This window comes from Nocardia altamirensis NBRC 108246, assembly GCF_001612685.1.
GTDB classification, from domain to species: Bacteria; Actinomycetota; Actinomycetes; order Mycobacteriales; family Mycobacteriaceae; genus Nocardia; species Nocardia altamirensis.
In genome coordinates, this window is sequence record NZ_BDAY01000012.1 from 68,650 (window position 1) to 87,873 (window position 19,224).

Sequence of the window (19,224 nt, forward strand, 5' to 3'; positions counted from 1 at the left end):
GACCCTATACTCCGAGCGTGCGGTTCGAGGTAAGCCTGCTGTCCAGTGACCGATCGTTGTCTTCGGCGGACAACGCCCGCTGGCGCAGCACCCCGGCGGCGGTCGCCTCGGCGGATGCGGTGGCTGCCGAACTACGGGACCGGGGATTGCCGGTGGTGCGCGATCAGGACGAGTTCATCGACGATTTCGCACCGGAAGAGGAGATGGAGCGGCCGTACGAGATCGTCGTGGTCAGCGGCAGCGGGCTCACGCTCGCGGTGCTCGATGGCTGCGGCCACCTCACGGCCAACGCGCCATTGCGGTCGGAGCCGCAAGCTTTCTGGTCCGCGGCGATGACGGTGTTCGCCACCGTCGCGCGGGTGTGTGGCTGGGCACCGGACGACCTCCAGCGGTTCGCGGCCGAGGCCGCGTTCGTCTCGGTGGCCGAGGACGGTCGAATCCTGCAGCCTGCGGCACTGACTCGCGCCGAGCTGGATCGGGAGATGGCGGCGGTGCTGCGGGCGATACCCGACGACTATGCCTTGCCGCGGTCCGGACCCGAACCCGGGTTGGCCGCCGCCGCACAGCGATTGACCGAGGCGATGTCGCCGGACGAGCCCGGCTTCGTGCTGGCTGTCCTGGTCACTGCCGACGTGTCGTCGCACCGGCGGGTGGATGCGGGCACCGGCGAGTTGTCCGAGAACCTCGTCAAGGCAGTCCGCGATGAGGGTTTCCGTCTGTACGAGGAGATCGGCGACGACCGCACCGGGCGCCTCACCGGCCTGATCATCGAAGGCAGGGACGGCGCCTGCCGGATCGAGCCGGTCTTCGATCGGCCGGTCTGGACCGACAACACCACACCCGACAAGCCACCGTTCTGGTGGCGGTCGGTGGTCGTCCCGATGGCCCACCGGGACCCGGCCTGGCACCCCGCGTGGCTGCCGGCGGCCATCGATCTGCTGCGCCAGGCGGGCCTGACCGTGTGAGGACAGCCATGCTGAATGATCAGAGGATGTCGCTCAGCACCACCACGCACGAAGCCGATCTGTTCGAGAGCCACCGTGGCCGCCTGGAGGCGATCGCCTACCGGCTGCTCGGGTCGGCCAGTGATGCCGAGGACGCGGTGCAGGAGACGTTTCTGCGCTGGCAGGCCGCCGACCGCGGCTACGTCGAGACGCCAGTGGCGTGGCTGACCACCGTGCTCACCAACCTGTGCCTGAACCAGCTCGACTCGGCGCGGGTCAGGCGGGAAACGTATGTGGGCCAGTGGTTGCCGGAGCCGGTGTTCGCCGGTGACCGGATGCTCGGCCCGGCCGACACCGTTGAGCAGCGCGAATCGGTGTCGATCGCGATGCTCACGCTGATGGAGCGGCTCTCGGCCAAAGAACGCGTGGTGTATGTGCTGCGCGAGGCATTCGGGTACGCGCACAACGAGATCGCCGAGATGCTCGAGATCAGCGAGTCGAACTGCCAGCAGATCTACCGGCGGGCCAAGCAGCATATGGCCACCGACCGGACGCGGGTCGACGTCGACGACGCCGCCGCCCGCAGAATTGTCGAGGAGTTCCTCGCCGCCGCGGTCAGCGGGCGGACCGAGACGTTGGTCGAACTGCTGACCGAGGACGCCGCCATCATCGGCGACGGCGGCAGCTTCTACGCCACCCTGAGCAGGCCACTTGTCGGTGCGTTTCGGGTCGCGCGCTTCCTGCGTCTCAGCTTCAGGTCGAGCGACGCCAAGCGCGAACTGGTCGGCGGCGATCCCGCCTTCTTCGTCGCGATGGCCAACGACGGGCCCGCGCTCGTCATGGTGGTGGCGGATCGAGTCGTCGGCGTCGTGGCACTCGGGGTGACCTCCGAAGGCATCGCCTCGATCCATGCGCAGGTCAATCCCGAAAAGCTCGAACGCGCCAACCGCGCATGGGCGACGGTCGAACACGGAGCGCCGCTGCCCGAATCCTGGTGATCCACTTCACAGTCCCCTCCTGTCAGCATTCGTGCCGCTGTCCGGTTCAGGAAGCGAACCCATCGAGACAGGAGCAAGACCATGAAGCATCGCATCGTCGTCCTCGGCGCCGGATACGCCGGAGCCAACGCCGCGGGCCGCCTCGCCAAGCGGCTGCACCGCGACGACATCGAGATCACCCTGGTCAACGCCGACCCCGAATTCGTCGAACGGGTGCGGCTGCACCAGCTCGCGAGCGGGCAGGACCTGCCCGTTCGCCCGCTGCGCGATGTCTTCGCCGGCACCGGCGTTCAGGTCAGGACGGCGGCGGTCACCGCGGTCGACGTCGACCGCAAGACCGTCGACCTCGCCGGCGAGAACGGTGCCCTCGAATACGACACCCTGGTGTACGCCCTCGGGAGCACCGTCGCGGACTACGGCGTCCCCGGTGTCGCCGAGTACGCGCACAACGTGGCCGGAAAGCAGGCCGCGTTGCGGCTGCGGGCACGTCTGCCCGAGTTGGCTTCCGGCGCCACCGTTCTGGTCGTCGGCGGTCGGCTGACCGGTATCGAAGCGGTCACCGAGATTGCCGAAGCCCGCCCGGACCTGGAGGTCGCGATCGCCGCGCGCGGCGGGGTCGGCGACTGGCTCGACGAGAAGGCGCAACGGCACCTGCGTCGCGTCTTCGATCGGCTCGGCATCACCGTGTACGAGCAGGCCGATGTCACCTGCGTCGAGGCGGACGGCGTAATCACCGCGGCGGGACCGATTCCGGCGCAGCTGACGGTGTGGACAGCAGGTTTCACCGTGCACCCGATTGCTGCCGCGACCACGCTGACGGTGTCCGGCACCGGGCGGATCGTCGTCGACGGCACCCTGCGTTCGGTGTCGCATCCTGACGTGTACGCGATCGGCGACGCCGCACACACGTCGGGCATAGGCGGCAAGACACTCCGAATGGGTTGCGCCACCGCAACTCCGATGGCGTGGCAAGGCGCTGATGCGCTGGCCGCCCGGCTGACCGGCCGCAAGGTCCCCGAGGCACCGATCGGCTACGCCGCTCAGTGCATCAGTCTCGGTCGCCGTGACGCAATCTTCCAGAAGGTGACTCCCGAAGATCAGCCGACGTCCAAGGTCCTCACCGGCCGAATCGCCGCCCGCGTCAAGGAACTCATCTGCGCGTCGGCTGCTTGGAGCATCTACCACCCGACTTTCCTGTTGCCGAGCCGCCGCAGGCGCCTCGCGCCGGTCGAAACGCAGGCACACGTCACCGCGTGACGCGGACGCGATCGCCCCGACACCGCCGACGCAGCGGCGGCAGCCACCGGTCCAGGTTCCCCGGACCGGTGGCCGGGTAGCGTCGTCGAAAGTCCGCCAAAAAATATCGCGGTGGGATGTCGAGAACTCGCACACGGCTCCGTCCCCACAGTGAACACGGCCAGAATGGGCCGTACCTCACCAAGGAGAACGACCATGCGGCAGCACGAGATCACCGAGGTTCTGCACCGGCCGTACAGCCAGGAACTGCTGGCCCGCGACCTGACCCGGCTGGCCTACGTCGCCAAGGACGGCACGCCACGCACGATTCCGATCGGATTCACCTGGAACGGCTCCGAGATCGTCATGTGCACGTCGACGAACGCCCCGAAACTCCATGCCCTGCGCCAGAATCCGATGGTGGCCCTGACGATCGACACCGAGGTGCACCCGCCCAAGACCCTGCTCATCCGCGGTCGGGCCGAGCTGGATGTGGTGGACGGCATTCCGGACGAGTATCTCCAGATGAACGGCAGTTACGTGATGACGCCCGAGCAGCGGGTCGTGTGGGAGGCCGAGGTCCGCTCGCTCTACGACGGCATGGTCCGGATCGTCGTGACCCCGACCTGGGTGAAGCTGCTCGACTTCGAGACGACGCTGCCGAGCCCGGTCGAAGAGCTGATCCGGCAGCGGGACGCGCGGCAGCGCGCGTAATACTCACGGCCACAACGGGACACACGCAGCGAAGGAGAACACGATGGCCAAATACCTACTGCTCAAGCACTACCGTGGCGCGCCTGCCTCGGTCAACGACATACCGATGGACCAGTGGACACCCGAGGAGGTCACGGCCCACATCCAATACATGCAGGACTTCGCGGCCCGGCTGCAGAGCACCGGCGAATTCATCGACGAGCAGGCGCTCTTCGCGGAGGGCACCTTCGTCCGCAACGACGGCGAGGGGCGGCCGCCGATCACCGACGGCCCGTTCGCGGAGACCAAGGATCTGATCGCAGGCTGGATGATGATCGACGTCGACAGCTACGAGCGGGCGCTGGAGTTGGCAGGCGAACTGTCCGCGGCGCCGGGCGCCGGTGGCAAGCCGGTTCAGGAATGGCTGGAGCTGCGCCCGATCATGGGCTCGCTTCCCACCATCACGGAGTGACCGGGGTGGACGAGGCCCTGTTGCGCACCCTCACCCCCACGGTCATCGGGATCCTCAGTCGTCGCGGCGCGGACTTCGCGGCGGCCGAGGACGCCGTGCAGGAGGCGTTGATCGAGGCGGTGCGGGTGTGGCAGGACGACCCGCCGCGCGATCCGCAGGGCTGGCTCGTCACCGTGGCCTGGCGCAAGTTTCTCGACGCGGTGCGCGCCGATAGTTCGCGGCGCGACCGTGAGGTGCGTGTCGAGGACGAGCCGATGCCCGGCCCCGCCGAACTGGTCGACGACACGCTCCAGCTGTACTTCCGGTGCGCGCATCCTTCGCTGACACCGGCCTCGGCCGTCGCGCTCACGCTGCGCGCCGTCGGCGGATTGACCACGCGTCAGATCGCGCAGGCCTACCTGGTGCCGGAAGCGACTATGGCGCAACGCATCAGCAGGGCTAAACGCACCATCTCGGGCGTCCGGCTCAACCAGCACGGCGACGTCGCGACGGTGCTCCGCGTGCTCTACCTCGTTTTCAACGAGGGCTACTCGGGTGACGTCGACCTTGCCGCCGAAGCGATCCGGCTCACCCGCCAACTGGCGGCCATGACCCACCACGAGGAGGTCGCCGGCCTGCTGGCACTCATGCTGCTGCATCACGCCAGGCGCCCGGCGCGGACCGCCGCCGACGGCAGTCTCGTGCCGCTTGCCGAGCAGGACCGCACCCGGTGGGACACCCGATTGATCGCCGAGGGCGTCGATATCCTCCAAGCCGCCCTTGCCCGCGATCGTCTCGGCGATTTCCAAGCCCAGGCCGCCATCGCCGCGCTGCACGCCGATGCCAGGACGGCGGACGAAACCGATTGGGTGCAGATTGTCGAGTGGTACGACGAATTGATCGGCCTCACCGACAGTCCGGTAGCGCGGCTCAACCGCGCCGTCGCGGTCGGCGAGGCCGACGGCCCGCACGCCGGTTTGGCCGCGCTCGCCGGGCTCGACCCCGCACTGCCTCGCTACACCGCTGTCGCGGCCTATCTGCATGAGCGCGCCGGAGATCTGACCACCGCGGCGCGGCTCTATGCCGAATCCGCCGAATCAGCCCCCAACATGCCCGAACGTAACCACCTCACCCGGCAGGCTGCACGGCTCAACGCCCAACTGCGTGGGTGAGCGCCGCGCAGCCAGAAGGTCAGCCCGACCAGTGCTGCGATGATGATCCACAGTTCGATCAGGGTGGCGAGGGTGAGTCCGATGCCCTCCCATGCGGCGGAACTCGCGGGCAACGGCGCAGTGGTCGGGCGACCGTCGCGGTCGAGCCACAATGCAACCTGGTCGCCTGGGTGCGCAGTGTCGGGAACCTCGATGCGCGCCGCGCTTTGCTTGCCGTCTCTGACCCACTGCACGGTGGCCGTGTAGTAGTCGTGGTATCCGATGGATCGCGAGGACGTCACTGTTGTCGGATCGCTGGTCACCGTGGCCGCCAGCGCGACTTTCCCCGCATTGTCGGCCGGTATCCCGGCCCGGGCGGCGTCGTAGCGAGCCACGCCGACCGCGGCTGACAGCGGTACGGCGGCCAGGACTGCGATGATCGCCAACACGCGGACCACTCCGAGCCGGTCTGTCGCGCGCATCAGACGAGTTCCGCTCGCTGGGCGTCTGGATCGGCTATTTCGCTGGATCCGAGTGGGGGAAGGGTGATTTCGTGGTGGAGGAATACCCGGACGGCCGACGCGATCAGCAGCGTGAACATGGTGGTGAGCACGATGGTGAGCATGGCTGCAAGTTTGCCAGCATCTATTTACAGCCAACAGTGGCATTAGTGACACTGTTAGTAAATATTCAGCCACCTCTGTGCGCTGATCGTTGGGAACGGTCTCGGAAGTCCGGCAGTGCTGGTCGCCCGGAATGCGGGCGAGGTATGCGTCAGACTGTTTTGATCGCTCCGCCGTCGGCCAAATAGTTTGCGCCGGTGAGGTTTCCGGACACCGGAGAGGCCAGGAAGGTGACAAGCGCCGCGGTTTCGTGCGGTTCGGTGAGCCTGCCGGTGGTGATGCCCATCCGAGCGGGGGCCTCGGCAAGGAATTCCTCGAGGGTGCGGCCGCTCTGGGCGGCGACGTCGGCGGCGTAGCCGTCGGGGGCCGACCAGTTGCGGGTGCGGGTGGGGCCGGGGGAGACCGTGAGTGCGCGCAAGCCTTGCGCGCCGAACTCCTCGGCGAGCGCCTTGGTGAGGTTGTTCAGCGCGGCTTTTGCGGTGCCGTAGTCGACGGGGTGATAGGCGGCGCTGGCGCCGATGGAGGAGATGTTGATGATCATGCCGCGCCGGCGAAGCAGGCTGGGTAGTGCGCGGCGGGTGACCCGAACCGTGCCGAACAGGTTGAGTTCGTAGGTGCGCTGCCAGGCGTCGTCGGCGATGTCCAGGAAGCCGCTCGCCTCGGCACTGCCGGGAACGACGCCGCCGACATTGTTGATCAGGACGTCGATCTCGCCGAGGATCTCGGTGGCGCGATCGATCAGAGTGGTTGCCTCGTCTGTGGTGGCCAGGTCGACGGGCACCGCGGTCGAGGGACCGTCGAGTGCGTGGAGTTCCGGGGTAATGGTGCGTGCGGCGGCGACAACCCGGACGCCTTCGGCGGTAAGTGCCCGGACGATCTCCAGGCCGATGCCCTTGCTGGCTCCGGTGACTACAGCGGTCTTTCCGGCGAGTTGCAGATCCATGATTTCCTTTGTTGAACTACAGTTACAAATTTGGGACAGCAAGCCAGCCCGTTGTTGACGGTTCGGACGTTCAGCTGCCCCGACGAAGATCAATCACAGTGCGCGCATGGCGATTTCGACGAGTCCATCGAGCCGGGCGGGGCGCGGATCGGCCTTCGCGAGCACCCGCATGCCGTTGATGGTGGCGAGCAGGAAGTTGGCCGCCGTGTGCGGATCGAGCTCCTTGCTGAACTCCCCTGCGCGCTGCCCCTCCTGGATGGCGCCACGGAAAGCATCGTGCTGCCTGTCGAAGATGCGCCGAACCAGTAGCGCGGCCGTGTCGTCGGAATCACCCAGTTCCACAGCGGTATTCGTGGCCAGGCAGCCTCGGCGTTCCGTGTCCGCGCAGGCCGCGTCCAGCACCATGATCAATGCGCCGCGCACCCGCTCGCGCGGTGAACCGGGGCCGTCGAGCAGATCGATCACCTGAACCGTTTCTTGCGCTTGATACCGGCGCAGCGCCCGCTCGAACAGGTCGTGCTTGCCGGTGAACGCGTTGTACAGGCTGCCTCGGCCGATGCCGATCGCATCGAGCAGGTCCTGCGGTGTGGTGCGGGCATAACCCTTGCGCCAGAACACCTCCATCGCCTTCGCGACCGCGTCGTCGGGATCGAAGCTCTTCGTGCGTGCCATGCAGGCGACGCTAGATATTCTGTACTCATAAGTCAAATAAAGCCTCGGGCATCGTTGCCGCCGGGCCGCCACGGGAATGCCTCGTCGGTCGCGTGAAAATCACCGATGTCTCGACCTGCATGGTCGACGACTTCGCCGAGCTCGCGAACCGCTACCGACACTTCTGGTGTCAATGAAAGTATGGGCAGCGCAGCATGTTTCACCGTATGGCTTCGGCGTTGGGCGAAATCTATGCTCTCGTATAGAAGTACTGCGTCGCACTATGGGACGTGCCTGAGTCGGGGGACCACTTTGAGAATCAAGAAGATCGCGGTGGCTGTCATGTTCACCATCGCGGCAACGAGCATTACCGCTGGTGTCGCGCACGCCGCGCCTATACCCGCGCCTGCCAGCGTGAATCCGACCACCGTGCGCGGCGCAGAGGGCGGTGTCGCCTTCGATGTCTCGGCGTCGGCCGATGGAAAGCGCCTGGCCGCCAGCCTGTCCGGCGGCACCTTGACGATGACCGACGCCGCGGTGCACATCGCCGATGCGGCAGGCACGGTCATTGCCAGCCTGCCGCTGACCGTTGAACTCGAGCAGGGCACCGTCGATCTGCGGCCGCAGATCGATGCGAGCGGCACGCGTCTCACCGCCGAGCCTGTCGGCTACTGGCGGCAAACCTCGCCGAGACAGCGCAGCGCCGAGCTCGGCATGGTCCTCGGTGCGATACCTGGCACGCTGATCGGCGTCATCGTCGGTTTGGCCATCGGCATCGCGGGGGGAGTCGTGCTCGCCGTCATCACCGTGCCGATCGGGATGTTCGGCGGCGCGCTGATCGGCGCCGCCATCGGTTACGGCCTCGGCGCGGCCGTCCCGAATTCGGACGTCCCCGATCGCTGGGACTACGTGCCGGATCAGCCGTCGAGCCCAAGCCCGAGTCCCGGCTGCTACGGGTACAACCGCGACTCCATCTTCTGCCGCTGAGCGACACGAGATGGCCGCGGCGCGTCCTACCGCAGGATGATCTTTCTGCTCGATCTCCCTGAGGCGTTCCCTGATCTTTCCCGGATATGCTTTGTGCACAGGACTTTTCGAGACATGGGCGGCCTATCGTCGGAGTTCCGTACGTCTCGATGGCAGGAGTTCGTGGTGCGACGATTCGCGATGATCTCGGCGCTCATGGTCGGTGTGGCGTTGTCTTGCGCAATGAGTACTGCACCGGCGGTCGCGGACACCGGGAGCGCGGACCCGCGCACCGGCAGGCTGCAGGCACTGCTGGACCGGCTGGTCCGCGAGTCCGATATCCCCGGAGCGCAACTGGTGATCACCGAGCGAGGACGCGACATCCGGCTCACGAGTGGCGTCGGGAATCTGGCCACCGGCGCACCGTTCCCGGAGACCGCGCAGGTCCGCATCGCCAGCATCACCAAATCCTTTGTCGCAGCGACGGTTCTGCTGCTGGTGGCCGAGCAGCGGGTCGAGCTCGATGCCCCGGTGCAGCACTATCTGCCCGGCGTCGTGCACGGTCCCGGCGGTGACGGCACTGCGATCACCGTCCGGAATCTGTTGCAGCACACCACCGGAATTCCCGACTACCTCGACACACTGGATATCTCGACGGAAGCGGCGCTGCGCAACCCGCGCCCGGTCGAGGAGTTGCTTCGCCTCGGACTCGACCAGCCCTCGCTTTTCGCCCCCGGCACCGCCTACAGCTACTCCAATACCAATTATCTGCTGGCCGGCGAGCTGATCAAACGAGTGACCGGCAGGTCGCTACGTGAAGAGGTCACCAGCCGGGTGATCGAACCGCTCGGCCTTGCCGACACCTATTGGCCGGATTTCCCGCGCGAACAGGTGATCCGCGGGCCGCACCCGCACGGTTACGCGCTCTTCGGCGGCAAACGCGTCGACCTCGACGATTTCGACCCGGCGTGGGGCCTTGCCGATGGTGCCATGGTCTCCACTCCCGCCGACCTCAACCGCCACTTCATGGGCCTGCTCTCCGGTCGGATCGTCCCGCCTGCCCAGCTGGCGGAAATGCAGCGCACCTTTCCCCACCCGGATCCGGCGTCGCCGCACGCCGCCGGTCTCGGCCTGTTCCGCATGTCGAACAGCTGTGGTCTCGAAACCTGGGGCCACGACGGCGCTTACCCCGGCTACGGCGTCGCGGCCATGGCGACCAGGGACAGCGCAGTGAGTCTGAGTATCAACCAGCTCCCGGAGAAGCTCGTCACCGAAGGGGACACGCCACTGGCGTCCGTAATCATGGACACCGCGATCTGCGGGAAGTGAAGCGCGATGGTCACTGTGTCGGTGGGCTGTCCGCTCGAGTTCTAGTTTTATTGGGGGACAATAGATTTCGGATCACGGCAGGTGTCGATGCTCATGACGTCGTTCCGTAGCAGGTGGTGAGCGCTGCGGCGCGATCGCGCAGGGCGTCGCGCAACCACTGTGGGGCAAGGGCTTCCGCGTTCGTCGCGAGCTGCCACAGCGCCCATTCGGCGTGCCTGGAATCTTGGAAGGTCACCTCCAGTCGCGACCAGCCGTCTGCCTCGGCTTCTTCGGCGCGGACGGCCAGCGCGGTATCCACCAGCTCGCCTCGCGCTGCGGGGTTTACCCGGACGAGCACGGCGACTTGGTCGCCGCCAGTCCGAAATCGCGCGCTGCGTTCCTGCCAGGCCCGATCCAGATCGACCCGGTCCGGTCGCTGTGCCTGCTCGGCGAGTTCCTCGGCGGCCAAGATCCGGGACAACCGGTAGGTGCGGTCAGCGCCGGACCGCGTGGCCAGCAGATAGCCCTGGTCACGCACGGTGACCAGGCCGATCGGGTCCACGGTCCGCCACTGCGGGGTCTGGTCGACCGCCGCGTAGTGAATGCGCAGCTTGTGTCCGGCGAACACCGCGCGCCGGACCTCGGCGACGACGGTGTCGGACACGTCGGTCACCAGCCGACGCGCGAGCAGGTCGGTCTCCGGGTCGATGAGCAAGCGTTGCGCCGCGCCTGCCGCGGTGGTCCGATGGCTTTCGGGCAGCGCGTCGACCACTTTGCGCATGGCCGAAGCGAGCGCCGAGTCGAGGCCGAATGTCTGTGCGCCACGCCGTGATCCGGCGACAAGCAGGGCAAGCGCCTCGTCGTGATTCAGCCCGGTGAGCTCGGTCCGGAAGCCGGGCAGCAACGCGAAGCCGCCGTGCCGACCGCGTTCGGCGTACACCGGGACCCCGGCCGCGGACAGCGCTTCGATATCGCGCAGCACGGTGCGCGTGGACACCTCGAGCTCGCGGGCCAGCGCGGGCGCGGACAGCCGATCGTGCTGCCGCAGCAGCAGGACCAGCGACACCAGCCGGTCTGCGCGCATGCGAAAACTCTATCGGAATACACGACACAAGATGTCGTGATTACGGTGGAGGCTTATCAGTGTGACCAACAAGAAAGTGGCTACTGAGCCGAACGACCTGGGCAGGTACTTCATCGAGCGCGCCAACGCGGGCGACGTCGACGGGCTGGTGGCGCTGTACGAGCCGGACGCCGTGCTGGCTTTCCCGCCGGGCACCCTCGCGACCGGACATGCGGAAATCCGCAAGGTGTACGAGCAATTCGTCGCGGCCGCACCGGTGCTCACGCCGGGCAGGCCGCATCCGGCGCTGGTGAGCGGTGATCTGGCGCTGACGGCAACCACGCTGACCACCGGCGAGGTGACCGTCGAGATCGCCCGCCGCCAATCGGACGGATCATGGTTGTGGGCCGTAGACCAGCCTGCACTCGTGCCTTAGCGGGGCGGCGGTGGGCCGGCGCGGCCCGGCCCACTGCCGCACTGAGGGGAGACGAACGGCGTACGCGCAGAGCAAGTTTCGGCGATGAGCTCGGGGTCGAAGCACCCGACCGAGCTGGCCAGGTGTTGCGATGAGGCGCATCACGACGATCGGCGTCTACGGCTTCACCGCCGAAACCTTCGCCGAACAGCTGACCGCCGCCGGCGTCGGCCTGCTGCTCGACCTCCGTCAACGCCGCGGTGTCCGGGGTCCCGACTACACCTGGGCGAATTCAGCGCGGCTGCAGCGCGCGCTCGCCACCGCCGGCATCGCCTACCGGCATGTCAAAGAGTTGGCGCCGACAACCGAACTGCGCCAACTCCAATATCGCGAGGACGACCGCCAGGGTGTCGGCAAGCGCAACCGCGTCATGCTTGCGCCCGAGTACGTCGAGCGCTACACCCGCGAGATCCTCGACCCCGTCGAACTCGCCGTACTCGTGGCCGAACTGCCGCGCGACTCGACGACCGCCCTCTTCTGCGTCGAGTGCGATCCGGCGGCATGCCACCGCTCGCTTGTCGCCGCACGCATGCACGCCGAGCATGGTGTGCCGGTCACCAACCTCCGCCCGGTTGAACTGTGACTCCAGGCGGAAAGGAGCCGCGAGTCGAGGCTGGGGAATCGCCTGATACGCCGACAGCGACACCCGAGGTTCCGAGTGTCGCTGTCGGCGGTTCCTGCTTCAGAGCGTTGCCAGGTCGATCGCGTCGGCCATGGCGCGGTAGCCCGCGGCGTTCGGGTGTTTGCGGTCGCCGGAATCGAAGGCGGGGTTGAGGTTTTCGGGGTCGGCCGGATCGCGGACGGCCGCATTGAAATCGACGATCGCGTCGTATTCGCCGCTGGTACGCAGCCACTCGTTGAACGCACGGATCTTCGCCGCCGAGGTGTCGGTGTAGTACTCGGCGCCCTTCATCGGCAGCAGGGTGGCGCCGATGATCCGAACGCCTGCGCGGTGCGCGGCGGCGATGAGCCGACGATGGCCGTCGATCAGCTGTGCCACCGAGACCTCCGGATTCGGCTTGTAGGTAGGCAGATCGACTTCGGAGAAGCCGAAATCATTGAGGCCGCCGAGCACGATCACGCTGGAGACGTCGGGCTTGGCCAGCACGTCCCTTTCGAAGCGCCGCACCGCCGCTTCGCCGAACCAGGGGGAATCGTTGAGGATCAAGTTGCCGCCGATGCCTGCGTTGAGGACCGGGCGCGGGGTTCCCGCCTCGACCAGTCGTTGCGCAAGCCGGTCCGGGTAGCGGGTGTTGGTGTCGTAGTCGGATCCGTAGCCGTCGGTGATCGAGTCGCCGACAGTGACGACCGTGCCGCCCGCGTCTTCGGCACCGGACACCTGGACGTCGGTCAGGTAGTACCAGGAGTGCGTGGTCTCGGTGAATGCCGACGCTGCCGGGTCGGCGACACGATTGCCCGCGGCGCGGTAAGTGCTCGCGTACGCCTGCGAATGGAAAGTGGCAGGACCGGTTCGGCCCGCGAGATACATGGTGACGCTCGCGGAATCCATGGACCCGAGGTTCAGGTCGGCGGCATCGCTGGTCAGCGTCTGGCCGATCGGTATCTCTGCCGCGGGTTTTCCGTCGAAGGTCAACTCCCGCAATGACTTCGAATCCACTGCGGCGCCGCCTGCGGTGCGGGCGATGGTGACGTGATCGACCCGCAGCGCCGTGCTGCCGAACTGGTTGGACAGCGTGATTCTGGCCGCGCTGCCACCATCGGTCATCTTGACCACCTGCCGCACCGTCTGGTTGTCGAAACCTTCCTCCGCCCAGTTCGGTTCGAAGCCGATGCTCGGCTGCTGTGGGGCGGCCATCCAACCGGTGTCCCACGCCGCGTCGGGTTCTGCGGCGGTGCCGATGGCGAGGCCGCCGAGCACGGCAACGGCGGCGACGGCGGTCGCGGCCAGGCGGACTCGCAAGGTGTTCTGCATCGTACTGTCCTCTCGTAAACCCTCGCTAATGGTTCTGCGTTCCCATTAGCGCTAGGGCGACAGTACTCCACAACCGACATTAATGAAACTGTATTCCCGTTTAGATCACCTGGTTGCCTCCGCGTCGACTTCCGAGGATCACCCGATTCCGGCCGGGCCAGGGTCGTTCGGCTAGTCGCCGCGCGGGCCTGGCACCTGCTGCGCCAGGCGGTTGCGCTGAACTTCGCTCCACGCCTTGCTCGTACACATCCCGCAGTTGGCGCCGAAGAACTCACCCCTGGCCCGCTCGTCACCCTTCAGGTGGAAGGCGAACCAGGCCGTGCTCGGTCCCCGGAACCCGCCGGCGTCGTTCAGCGGGGTGAAATGCCCGGCGCCGGCCAGTGACCCATAGATTGCGACTATGTGACTGGCGCTCTCGTAGAACTGCTTCACCCCCGCCGGTTCGACAATGGTGTCGTCCGCACCGGCGAGTAGGAGCGTAGGTCCGTGCAGGCCAGCAGGATTGGGCCGCGGACCAGGCTGGATCGGCACGGTGGTGCCGACCCGCGGATCCGCGCCGGCATTGAGGCTGCCGCCACCGCCTCTGGAATGACCGGAGGCGCCGATGTGCGCCAGATCGACCTTCTGGTGGAAAGGACTGTCCGACTGCTGGTTCAATCGAGCGAGCAGATCGATGCCCTGGAGCATCTCGACACCGGTGGTGGCCCACACGGTATTCGCTGCGGCGACGATGAACCCGTGGCTGGCCCAATGCTTGAGCAAGCCGTCGTAGATCGGTGGCACGGCAAGCGAGCCGTTGCCCCAGATGATCACGGGATGTCGATCCATCTTGGTCGGAAAGTACAGTGTGTGCTCCTTTATGCCCTGTACCTGCACTTTGTGCGGGCCCGGCTTGTCCCACTCGACCGCGGGTGGCGCGGCGACGGCAGGCAGGGCAGGGGCGAGGAGAAGGGCGGCGCCGACGGTGCCGGTCAGAGTTAACAGTGTGCGTCGATTCGGGGCAAAATCATTGCGAGACAAGGGAATCTCCCATCGTGTGGGTGAAGGAAGTATCTTCACAACGATGGTCGCCGGGTCGGCCTCCACCCACAACCGACTGTCGGCACGTAACGTCCCCAGTTGAACGAGTTACTGCAGAAGAAGCGGTTCGTGGCGAGCGAACCCGACCGTCGGCGGACGAGGAGTGAGGCGCATGTCGGAGTTCGTGGACTGGCTACCCACCACAGAAGAGATGCTGTCCTGGATCGAAACCGTTGTCGCCCAAGGGATCAGGCGGTCCGGCTACCCGGCCGACGCGTCGGTGCGGCACTGGGTTGCCGAACAGCTCCGCGGCCTCGGCTGCGAGGTTCGCACCGAACCGGTCGAGGTGCTGGGCTGGGAGTCCGGTCCGGCATCGTTGTCGGCCTGGTTGGATGCCGAGCCCGATCGGAAGATTCAGGTGCACGGGTTTCCGTTGCCTTTCACCGAATCGTCTACGGGCACCGCGGGTCCGCTCGTTCGGATGACCGAGGAGATGCCAACCACCCCAGGCTTTCTCGCCGTCGACGAGGTCGAACTCAGCGAGGTGCCGCTGTCTACTTTGCGCGAGATAGCTGTCAGCGTCTACGACCCGGACGGTGAGTTCGACACGTTGACCCAGACGTTGCCGTTCGGGCCGCAGATGCAGCAGGTCGCCGAACCCGCCATGGCCGCAGGAGCGGCAGGGTATCTCGGCGCGACCACCGGATTCCCTTGGGACACCTGCGACTACTACGTACCCTATGACGCTGTGCGGCGCCCGATTCCGGGGATGTGGATGACCCGCTCGGACTCGCGCCGCGTACTCGACCTGATGAGTCAAGGGCCGTGCAGCGGCGTCTTGACCGCGCAATCCGACCTGGCGGACACCACCACCGAGAACGTGGTGGCCACCCTGCCCGGCGCCTCCGACCACTGGGTGATCATCGGCTCGCACCACGATGCACCATGGGCGTCAGCGGTGGAGGACGCCTCAGGAATCGCCATGGTCCTGGCGGCAGCGACCCATTGGTCTCGGGTGCCACAAGCGCAGCGGCCGCACAATTTGATGTTCCTGTTGAACGGCGGTCATATGGCCGGCTTGGCGGGTGGGCGGGCGTTCGTCGCACGCCATCGTCAGGATCTGCTACCCAACGTCGTTCTGGAACTCCATCTCGAGCACGCCGCGCTGCGCTGCCGCCCCGAGGACGGAAAACTGGTGGCCACGGACGAACCCGAAGTGAGATGGTGGTTCGCCAGCTCCGGGCTCGAGGATGTGGTGCTCGATGCGATCACCGAGCAGGGGCTGCGCCGCTCACTGATCTTCCCGCCCGATGCGCTGTTCCCCGAACCGCCCACCGACGGCGCCCATTTCCACCGCGAACGGGTTCCGCTGGTGCATTTCATCACCGCCCCGCCGTACCTGTTCGACTCCTGCGACACGCTCGACAAAATCGATGCCGACGGGCTGGTACCACTCAGCCGCGCAGCCATCCATATCGTCGCCGCCACCGCAGGACACAAGCCCCCGCGCACGACCTGAGCGCGACTACGAATTTCCGGCACAGCAGCACAAACGAGACCAACCGATCGTCACGCGTACGAAGATCTTTCGCGAATACGCGACACAGGATGTCGTGTATCCGGTGCGAAGCTCAATGGCATGGGATACGGAGGTGACGCGGTGCTGGACGAGCTGGACGCCAGGTTGCACCAGATCGGGCAGCAGCCCTTTCGCGCGAAGTTCCGGTTGCGGGGCCGAGATCGCGCGGTGGTCGACCTGCGCGGCATCACCACCGTCCGCAAACACGCCGAGGACCTGATCGCCCGCAGGCTGGCCCCGGCCGAACCACCCAACGACGGCCGCCAAACCCCCTACCGCGGGCACCCCGTCTTCGTCGCCCAACACGCCACTGCAACCTGCTGTCGCACCTGCCTGGCTCGCTGGCACCACATCCCCGCCGGACACGCGCTGGACCCCGCCGAACGCACCTACGTCGTCGAAGCGATCTGCCGATGGATTGCCAACCAGTACGCCCCCCAATCCCCGCCGACGTAACCGCGCCCGTCTGGTCACCCGAATCCTGTTGCGCTGGAACAGGACTGGCGAGGAACGTGCGCCACTTCATCGGCGAAGGAGGCGGAATCCGATGAACTCAGGCCGCGGTGATGTCGTGGTTGATGGCGAGAACTGCGATGTAGACCGAGACGCGGATGCAGGCCTTGCGGCTCACGAGGAGTCCTTCCCTCGCCAGTCGCGGATCGCGGCCGCGAACCGGTCTGGTGCGTCGGACTGCACGAAATGCCCTGCGCCGTCGACTATCACGGTGTGGTGGTCAGGAAAGAGCTGCTCCCACCGCCGTCGGTCCTTGTCTCCGAACACGACGTCGGCGTTGCCCCAGATGATGAGTGTCGGGAGCGACGCGAGGTCGGAAAGAGAGGCTTCGACATCGGCAAGAAGGGCGCGGCTGGCGGTGATGCACCGGGGCAGTACGGCTGAGGCGTTGCGCCGGTCGGGCGTGGCAAGCGCCTTGCGGTAGTGGCTCATCTCCTCGACGGTCAGTTTCCGCAGCCGGTGCCCGAGTGGGATCGTCGCCTCGACGAACACGTTGAACTGTCTGATCAGCAGACGTCCCAGTGGTCCGCCCATCACATGAGAGGCGATGTGCGCCTTTGGATCACCGGTCGGCCAGCCCCAGGTGTTCGTCAGCACCAGTCGCTCGAAGACGGCGGGCCGCTGCGCGACCGTGGCGAGGCCGATGGGACCGCCCCAGTCGTGGGCCACGAGAGTGACCTCGCTCAAGGCCATGGCGTCGACGAAGGAGGTGACGACCTGGATGTGGTCCTCGGGCAGATGCCGATGGTCCGGGCGGGCCGAGGACAGGCCGAAGCCGGGGTAATCGAGTGCGATGCACCGGAATTGGTCTCGCAGGGCGTCGATCACGTCGCGATACACAAACGACCAGGTCGGGTTGCCGTGTAGGAACAGCAGTGTTGGCCCCGAACCTTCGTCGATGTAGTGGATCGTGTGACCGTCGATGGCGACGAACCTGCTCTGGAACGGGAACAGTTCATCGTCGACCCATGCCGGTCTTTCCGTCTCGGTCATGACTTCACCTCGATTCGCGACTACACTTGATATAGTCACGTGAACTTTAGAATGTCAAGTAGGTGTGGATGAGTCGAAGTTACGGCCAGTACTGCGGTCTTGCCCGGGCGCTCGATGTCATTGGCGACCGGTGGAATCTGCTCATCGTCCGTCAGCTCCTGGTAGCCCCCGCCCGCTACCGCGACCTGCTCGATGGGCTCGCCGGCGTTGCCACCAATCTGCTCTCCGACCGGCTGCGCGACCTCGAGGCCGCAGGTGTCGTCGAGCGACGGTTGGCCGACGAGGGCAATGCGGTGATCTACGCACTCACCGCGTGGGGTGCCCAGTTGCGGGAGCCGATCGAAGGGCTCATCCGGTGGTCGGCACCGCTCATGGTGCGTGGTCCCGCCGAGGACCGGTTCCGCCCAGAATGGCTCGCCGTTGCGCTGCCCGCCCTGCTCGGCAGCAGGGTGAAGACAGATCGGTCAGCGACGGTCGGGGTCGCGATCGACGGGCAGCTGTTTCAGGTGCAGGTGACCGGCAAGGGCCTGGATGCCAGTCCGCATGATGGTCGCGCGCTCGACGCTGTCGTGCGCGCGGAGGCAGCGATCGTTCTCGGCCTGGCGGCAGGGATGCTCGACTTCGACGAAATCCGTCCGCTCGTCGAGGTCGAAGGTGATGAAACCGCCTTGCGGGCCATCTTTGGTGCGTGACAAGTGGGTTGGGTCGTCGCCACCTCCGCCAGTCTCAGGGTGAGGGCATTTCGTCAGCTAGCGCCTGGTCGTCGAAGCGGGCGCGGGCGCGCTCGACGTCGGGCAATGTGGTTGTGGCCCAACGTAGGAGTGCGTCGATGAGGTCTTGCAGCGACCGTCCGACGGACGTGAGGCGGTACTCGACGGCGACGGGTCGGGTACTTGTGACGACGCGCTCGACCATCCCGTTGCGCTCCAGGCGGCGGAGTGCGGCGGTGAGTGACTTCTGCGTCACAGCGGGGATCGTTCGACGCAACTCGTTGAAGCGCAAGGGCCCTCCTTCGCACAGTGCGTCGAGGATCTGGAGTGACCACTTGTCGAGCATCTGGTCGAGCAGCTCGCGGTGTTGCTCGGTGAGTTGAGGGCTGTCCGTGTGGGGCAGAGCGGTTTCCGGCATGACACCTAGTTTCGTTGAAGTGTCCTTGGAGTACCAGGTAGACATCAGATACCTACTTCAATCGTGAAAGGACACCCATGGCAGTCCAGCTGCTGACCCCGGAGGGCATGTTCACTCCTGTTCCTTACCACCATGTTTCGATCAGCACAGGTACTCGCCACGTGCACGTGGCAGGCCAGATCGCGCGCGACGCCGACGGCAACCCGGTCGCGACAGGTGACCTCGCAGGCCAGCTCGCACACGCACTGCGCAACACAGCCCGCGGCCTCGCCGGCGCCGGAGCAACCTTCGCCGACGTGGTGCGTCTCCGGTTCTTCGTCACGAACTGGACCCCGGACAAGTACGACGACTTCGTCGCCGGAATCGAGCGCGTCACAGAAGAACTCGACCTACCACAACCGTTGCCGCCCCTGTCGGCGATCGGCGTCGACTGCCTTTTCGAACCCGACGTACTAGTCGAAGTCGAAGCATTCGCCATACTCGACTGAGATCCAGACCCCCGCCTCATGACCGTGGTGACGTGGCAGATCCGCCACGTCACCACCAAACACCCTGA

Annotated in this window: 23 protein-coding genes; 14 read left to right on the top strand and 9 right to left on the bottom strand. The window is 66.4% G+C overall.

Annotated elements, in window-relative coordinates; all coding sequences use genetic code 11:
* Positions 1-17: 17 nt before the first annotated feature.
* The 6 genes from NA11_RS08695 to NA11_RS08720 all read left to right on the top strand — a co-directional run bounded on the left by NA11_RS08695 (position 18) and on the right by NA11_RS08720 (position 5,494).
* Positions 18-965, top strand: a complete 948-nt coding sequence (locus tag NA11_RS08695; protein ID WP_069161273.1) for a hypothetical protein — start codon at positions 18-20, stop codon at positions 963-965.
* A gap of 8 nt (positions 966-973) precedes the next feature.
* Positions 974-1,942 carry an RNA polymerase sigma factor SigJ gene (gene sigJ, locus NA11_RS08700; RefSeq protein WP_084654387.1) on the top strand — a complete coding sequence of 323 codons (969 nt, stop codon included), beginning with the start codon at positions 974-976 and terminating at the stop codon, positions 1,940-1,942.
* An 81-nt stretch (positions 1,943-2,023) separates the two neighbouring features.
* On the top strand, positions 2,024-3,199 hold the full coding sequence (locus NA11_RS08705; protein ID WP_069161274.1) for an NAD(P)/FAD-dependent oxidoreductase: 1,176 nt from the start codon (positions 2,024-2,026) through the stop codon (positions 3,197-3,199).
* A gap of 195 nt (positions 3,200-3,394) precedes the next feature.
* Complete coding sequence (locus NA11_RS08710; protein ID WP_069161275.1) at positions 3,395-3,892, top strand: pyridoxamine 5'-phosphate oxidase family protein; 498 nt, start codon at positions 3,395-3,397, stop codon at positions 3,890-3,892.
* A 43-nt stretch (positions 3,893-3,935) separates the two neighbouring features.
* Positions 3,936-4,343 (top strand): YciI family protein, encoded by a 408-nt coding sequence (locus tag NA11_RS08715; protein WP_069161276.1) that lies wholly within the window; start codon positions 3,936-3,938, stop codon positions 4,341-4,343.
* A gap of 5 nt (positions 4,344-4,348) precedes the next feature.
* Positions 4,349-5,494 carry an RNA polymerase sigma factor gene (locus NA11_RS08720; protein WP_069161325.1) on the top strand — a complete coding sequence of 382 codons (1,146 nt, stop codon included), beginning with the start codon at positions 4,349-4,351 and terminating at the stop codon, positions 5,492-5,494.
* On the opposite strand, the gene NA11_RS08725 is transcribed toward NA11_RS08720, so the two are convergent.
* The 4 genes from NA11_RS08725 to NA11_RS08735 all read right to left on the bottom strand — a co-directional run bounded on the left by NA11_RS08725 (position 5,401) and on the right by NA11_RS08735 (position 7,711).
* Positions 5,401-5,955 (bottom strand): hypothetical protein, encoded by a 555-nt coding sequence (locus NA11_RS08725; RefSeq protein WP_069161277.1) that lies wholly within the window; start codon positions 5,953-5,955, stop codon positions 5,401-5,403. The genes NA11_RS08720 and NA11_RS08725 overlap by 94 nt on opposite strands.
* Positions 5,955-6,098, bottom strand: coding sequence for a hypothetical protein (locus tag NA11_RS45540; protein WP_167837600.1), 144 nt, complete (start codon positions 6,096-6,098; stop codon positions 5,955-5,957). Before NA11_RS45540 ends, NA11_RS08725 begins: the two co-directional genes overlap by 1 nt.
* A gap of 149 nt (positions 6,099-6,247) precedes the next feature.
* Entirely contained in the window at positions 6,248-7,039 is a 792-nt protein-coding gene (locus NA11_RS08730; RefSeq protein WP_069161278.1) for an SDR family oxidoreductase, read from the bottom strand.
* Between the two features lie 93 nt (positions 7,040-7,132).
* The gene (locus tag NA11_RS08735; protein ID WP_069161279.1) at positions 7,133-7,711 is read right to left on the bottom strand and encodes a TetR/AcrR family transcriptional regulator; all 579 of its coding nucleotides are present in this window, start codon (positions 7,709-7,711) and stop codon (positions 7,133-7,135) included.
* A gap of 321 nt (positions 7,712-8,032) precedes the next feature.
* Between NA11_RS08735 and NA11_RS08740 the strand changes: the two genes are divergently transcribed.
* Positions 8,033-8,677, top strand: coding sequence for a DUF8020 domain-containing protein (locus tag NA11_RS08740; RefSeq protein WP_501193642.1), 645 nt, complete (start codon positions 8,033-8,035; stop codon positions 8,675-8,677).
* Between the two features lie 222 nt (positions 8,678-8,899).
* Complete coding sequence (locus tag NA11_RS08745) at positions 8,900-9,985, top strand: serine hydrolase domain-containing protein (protein ID WP_167837601.1); 1,086 nt, start codon at positions 8,900-8,902, stop codon at positions 9,983-9,985.
* A 91-nt stretch (positions 9,986-10,076) separates the two neighbouring features.
* On the opposite strand, the gene NA11_RS08750 is transcribed toward NA11_RS08745, so the two are convergent.
* Positions 10,077-11,048: a helix-turn-helix transcriptional regulator gene (locus NA11_RS08750; protein ID WP_069161281.1), complete on the bottom strand. Its 972-nt coding sequence runs from the start codon at positions 11,046-11,048 to the stop codon at positions 10,077-10,079.
* 61 nt (positions 11,049-11,109) lie between these two features.
* Between NA11_RS08750 and NA11_RS08755 the strand changes: the two genes are divergently transcribed.
* Both NA11_RS08755 and NA11_RS08760 read left to right on the top strand, forming a co-directional pair.
* Positions 11,110-11,463, top strand: a complete 354-nt coding sequence (locus tag NA11_RS08755) for a YybH family protein (protein WP_218023268.1) — start codon at positions 11,110-11,112, stop codon at positions 11,461-11,463.
* Between the two features lie 130 nt (positions 11,464-11,593).
* Positions 11,594-12,085: a DUF488 domain-containing protein gene (locus NA11_RS08760; RefSeq protein ID WP_069161282.1), complete on the top strand. Its 492-nt coding sequence runs from the start codon at positions 11,594-11,596 to the stop codon at positions 12,083-12,085.
* Positions 12,086-12,184: 99 nt separating this feature from the next.
* Here the strand turns inward: NA11_RS08760 and NA11_RS08765 are convergent, their stop codons facing one another.
* Positions 12,185-13,435 carry an SGNH/GDSL hydrolase family protein gene (locus tag NA11_RS08765; protein WP_069161283.1) on the bottom strand — a complete coding sequence of 417 codons (1,251 nt, stop codon included), beginning with the start codon at positions 13,433-13,435 and terminating at the stop codon, positions 12,185-12,187.
* Between the two features lie 171 nt (positions 13,436-13,606).
* On the bottom strand, positions 13,607-14,455 hold the full coding sequence (locus NA11_RS08770) for a poly(ethylene terephthalate) hydrolase family protein (protein WP_069161328.1): 849 nt from the start codon (positions 14,453-14,455) through the stop codon (positions 13,607-13,609).
* A 172-nt stretch (positions 14,456-14,627) separates the two neighbouring features.
* Between NA11_RS08770 and NA11_RS08775 the strand changes: the two genes are divergently transcribed.
* Complete coding sequence (locus NA11_RS08775) at positions 14,628-15,974, top strand: M28 family metallopeptidase (protein ID WP_069161284.1); 1,347 nt, start codon at positions 14,628-14,630, stop codon at positions 15,972-15,974.
* Between the two features lie 120 nt (positions 15,975-16,094).
* Positions 16,095-16,490: a DUF4186 domain-containing protein gene (locus NA11_RS08780; RefSeq protein ID WP_069161285.1), complete on the top strand. Its 396-nt coding sequence runs from the start codon at positions 16,095-16,097 to the stop codon at positions 16,488-16,490.
* A gap of 171 nt (positions 16,491-16,661) precedes the next feature.
* Here NA11_RS08780 and NA11_RS08785 read toward each other — a convergent pair whose 3' ends face one another.
* Positions 16,662-17,540, bottom strand: a complete 879-nt coding sequence (locus NA11_RS08785) for an alpha/beta fold hydrolase (protein WP_069161286.1) — start codon at positions 17,538-17,540, stop codon at positions 16,662-16,664.
* Between the two features lie 68 nt (positions 17,541-17,608).
* Between NA11_RS08785 and NA11_RS08790 the strand changes: the two genes are divergently transcribed.
* Entirely contained in the window at positions 17,609-18,232 is a 624-nt protein-coding gene (locus NA11_RS08790; protein WP_069161329.1) for a winged helix-turn-helix transcriptional regulator, read from the top strand.
* Between the two features lie 34 nt (positions 18,233-18,266).
* On the opposite strand, the gene NA11_RS08795 is transcribed toward NA11_RS08790, so the two are convergent.
* Positions 18,267-18,668, bottom strand: coding sequence for a winged helix-turn-helix transcriptional regulator (locus tag NA11_RS08795; RefSeq protein ID WP_069161330.1), 402 nt, complete (start codon positions 18,666-18,668; stop codon positions 18,267-18,269).
* Between the two features lie 77 nt (positions 18,669-18,745).
* Between NA11_RS08795 and NA11_RS08800 the strand changes: the two genes are divergently transcribed.
* Positions 18,746-19,156 (top strand): Rid family hydrolase, encoded by a 411-nt coding sequence (locus NA11_RS08800; protein WP_069161287.1) that lies wholly within the window; start codon positions 18,746-18,748, stop codon positions 19,154-19,156.
* The last annotated feature ends 68 nt before the right edge of the window (positions 19,157-19,224 follow it).

Bases quoted from the DNA above. Each gene is read 5' to 3' on its own strand.
- sigJ (WP_084654387.1), top strand. From the start codon at position 974: ATGCTGAATGATCAGAGGATGTCGCTCAGCACCACCACGCACGAAGCC.
- NA11_RS08705 (WP_069161274.1), top strand. From the start codon at position 2,024: ATGAAGCATCGCATCGTCGTCCTCGGCGCCGGATACGCCGGAGCCAAC.
- NA11_RS08710 (WP_069161275.1), top strand. From the start codon at position 3,395: ATGCGGCAGCACGAGATCACCGAGGTTCTGCACCGGCCGTACAGCCAG.
- NA11_RS08715 (WP_069161276.1), top strand. From the start codon at position 3,936: ATGGCCAAATACCTACTGCTCAAGCACTACCGTGGCGCGCCTGCCTCG.
- NA11_RS08725 (WP_069161277.1), bottom strand. From the start codon at position 5,955: ATGCGCGCGACAGACCGGCTCGGAGTGGTCCGCGTGTTGGCGATCATC.
- NA11_RS45540 (WP_167837600.1), bottom strand. From the start codon at position 6,098: ATGCTCACCATCGTGCTCACCACCATGTTCACGCTGCTGATCGCGTCG.
- NA11_RS08730 (WP_069161278.1), bottom strand. From the start codon at position 7,039: ATGGATCTGCAACTCGCCGGAAAGACCGCTGTAGTCACCGGAGCCAGC.
- NA11_RS08735 (WP_069161279.1), bottom strand. From the start codon at position 7,711: ATGGCACGCACGAAGAGCTTCGATCCCGACGACGCGGTCGCGAAGGCG.
- NA11_RS08740 (WP_501193642.1), top strand. From the start codon at position 8,033: ATGTTCACCATCGCGGCAACGAGCATTACCGCTGGTGTCGCGCACGCC.
- NA11_RS08745 (WP_167837601.1), top strand. From the start codon at position 8,900: ATGAGTACTGCACCGGCGGTCGCGGACACCGGGAGCGCGGACCCGCGC.
- NA11_RS08750 (WP_069161281.1), bottom strand. From the start codon at position 11,048: ATGCGCGCAGACCGGCTGGTGTCGCTGGTCCTGCTGCTGCGGCAGCAC.
- NA11_RS08760 (WP_069161282.1), top strand. From the start codon at position 11,594: ATGAGGCGCATCACGACGATCGGCGTCTACGGCTTCACCGCCGAAACC.
- NA11_RS08765 (WP_069161283.1), bottom strand. From the start codon at position 13,435: ATGCAGAACACCTTGCGAGTCCGCCTGGCCGCGACCGCCGTCGCCGCC.
- NA11_RS08775 (WP_069161284.1), top strand. From the start codon at position 14,628: ATGTCGGAGTTCGTGGACTGGCTACCCACCACAGAAGAGATGCTGTCC.
- NA11_RS08780 (WP_069161285.1), top strand. From the start codon at position 16,095: ATGGGATACGGAGGTGACGCGGTGCTGGACGAGCTGGACGCCAGGTTG.
- NA11_RS08785 (WP_069161286.1), bottom strand. From the start codon at position 17,540: ATGACCGAGACGGAAAGACCGGCATGGGTCGACGATGAACTGTTCCCG.
- NA11_RS08790 (WP_069161329.1), top strand. From the start codon at position 17,609: ATGAGTCGAAGTTACGGCCAGTACTGCGGTCTTGCCCGGGCGCTCGAT.
- NA11_RS08795 (WP_069161330.1), bottom strand. From the start codon at position 18,668: ATGCCGGAAACCGCTCTGCCCCACACGGACAGCCCTCAACTCACCGAG.
- NA11_RS08800 (WP_069161287.1), top strand. From the start codon at position 18,746: ATGGCAGTCCAGCTGCTGACCCCGGAGGGCATGTTCACTCCTGTTCCT.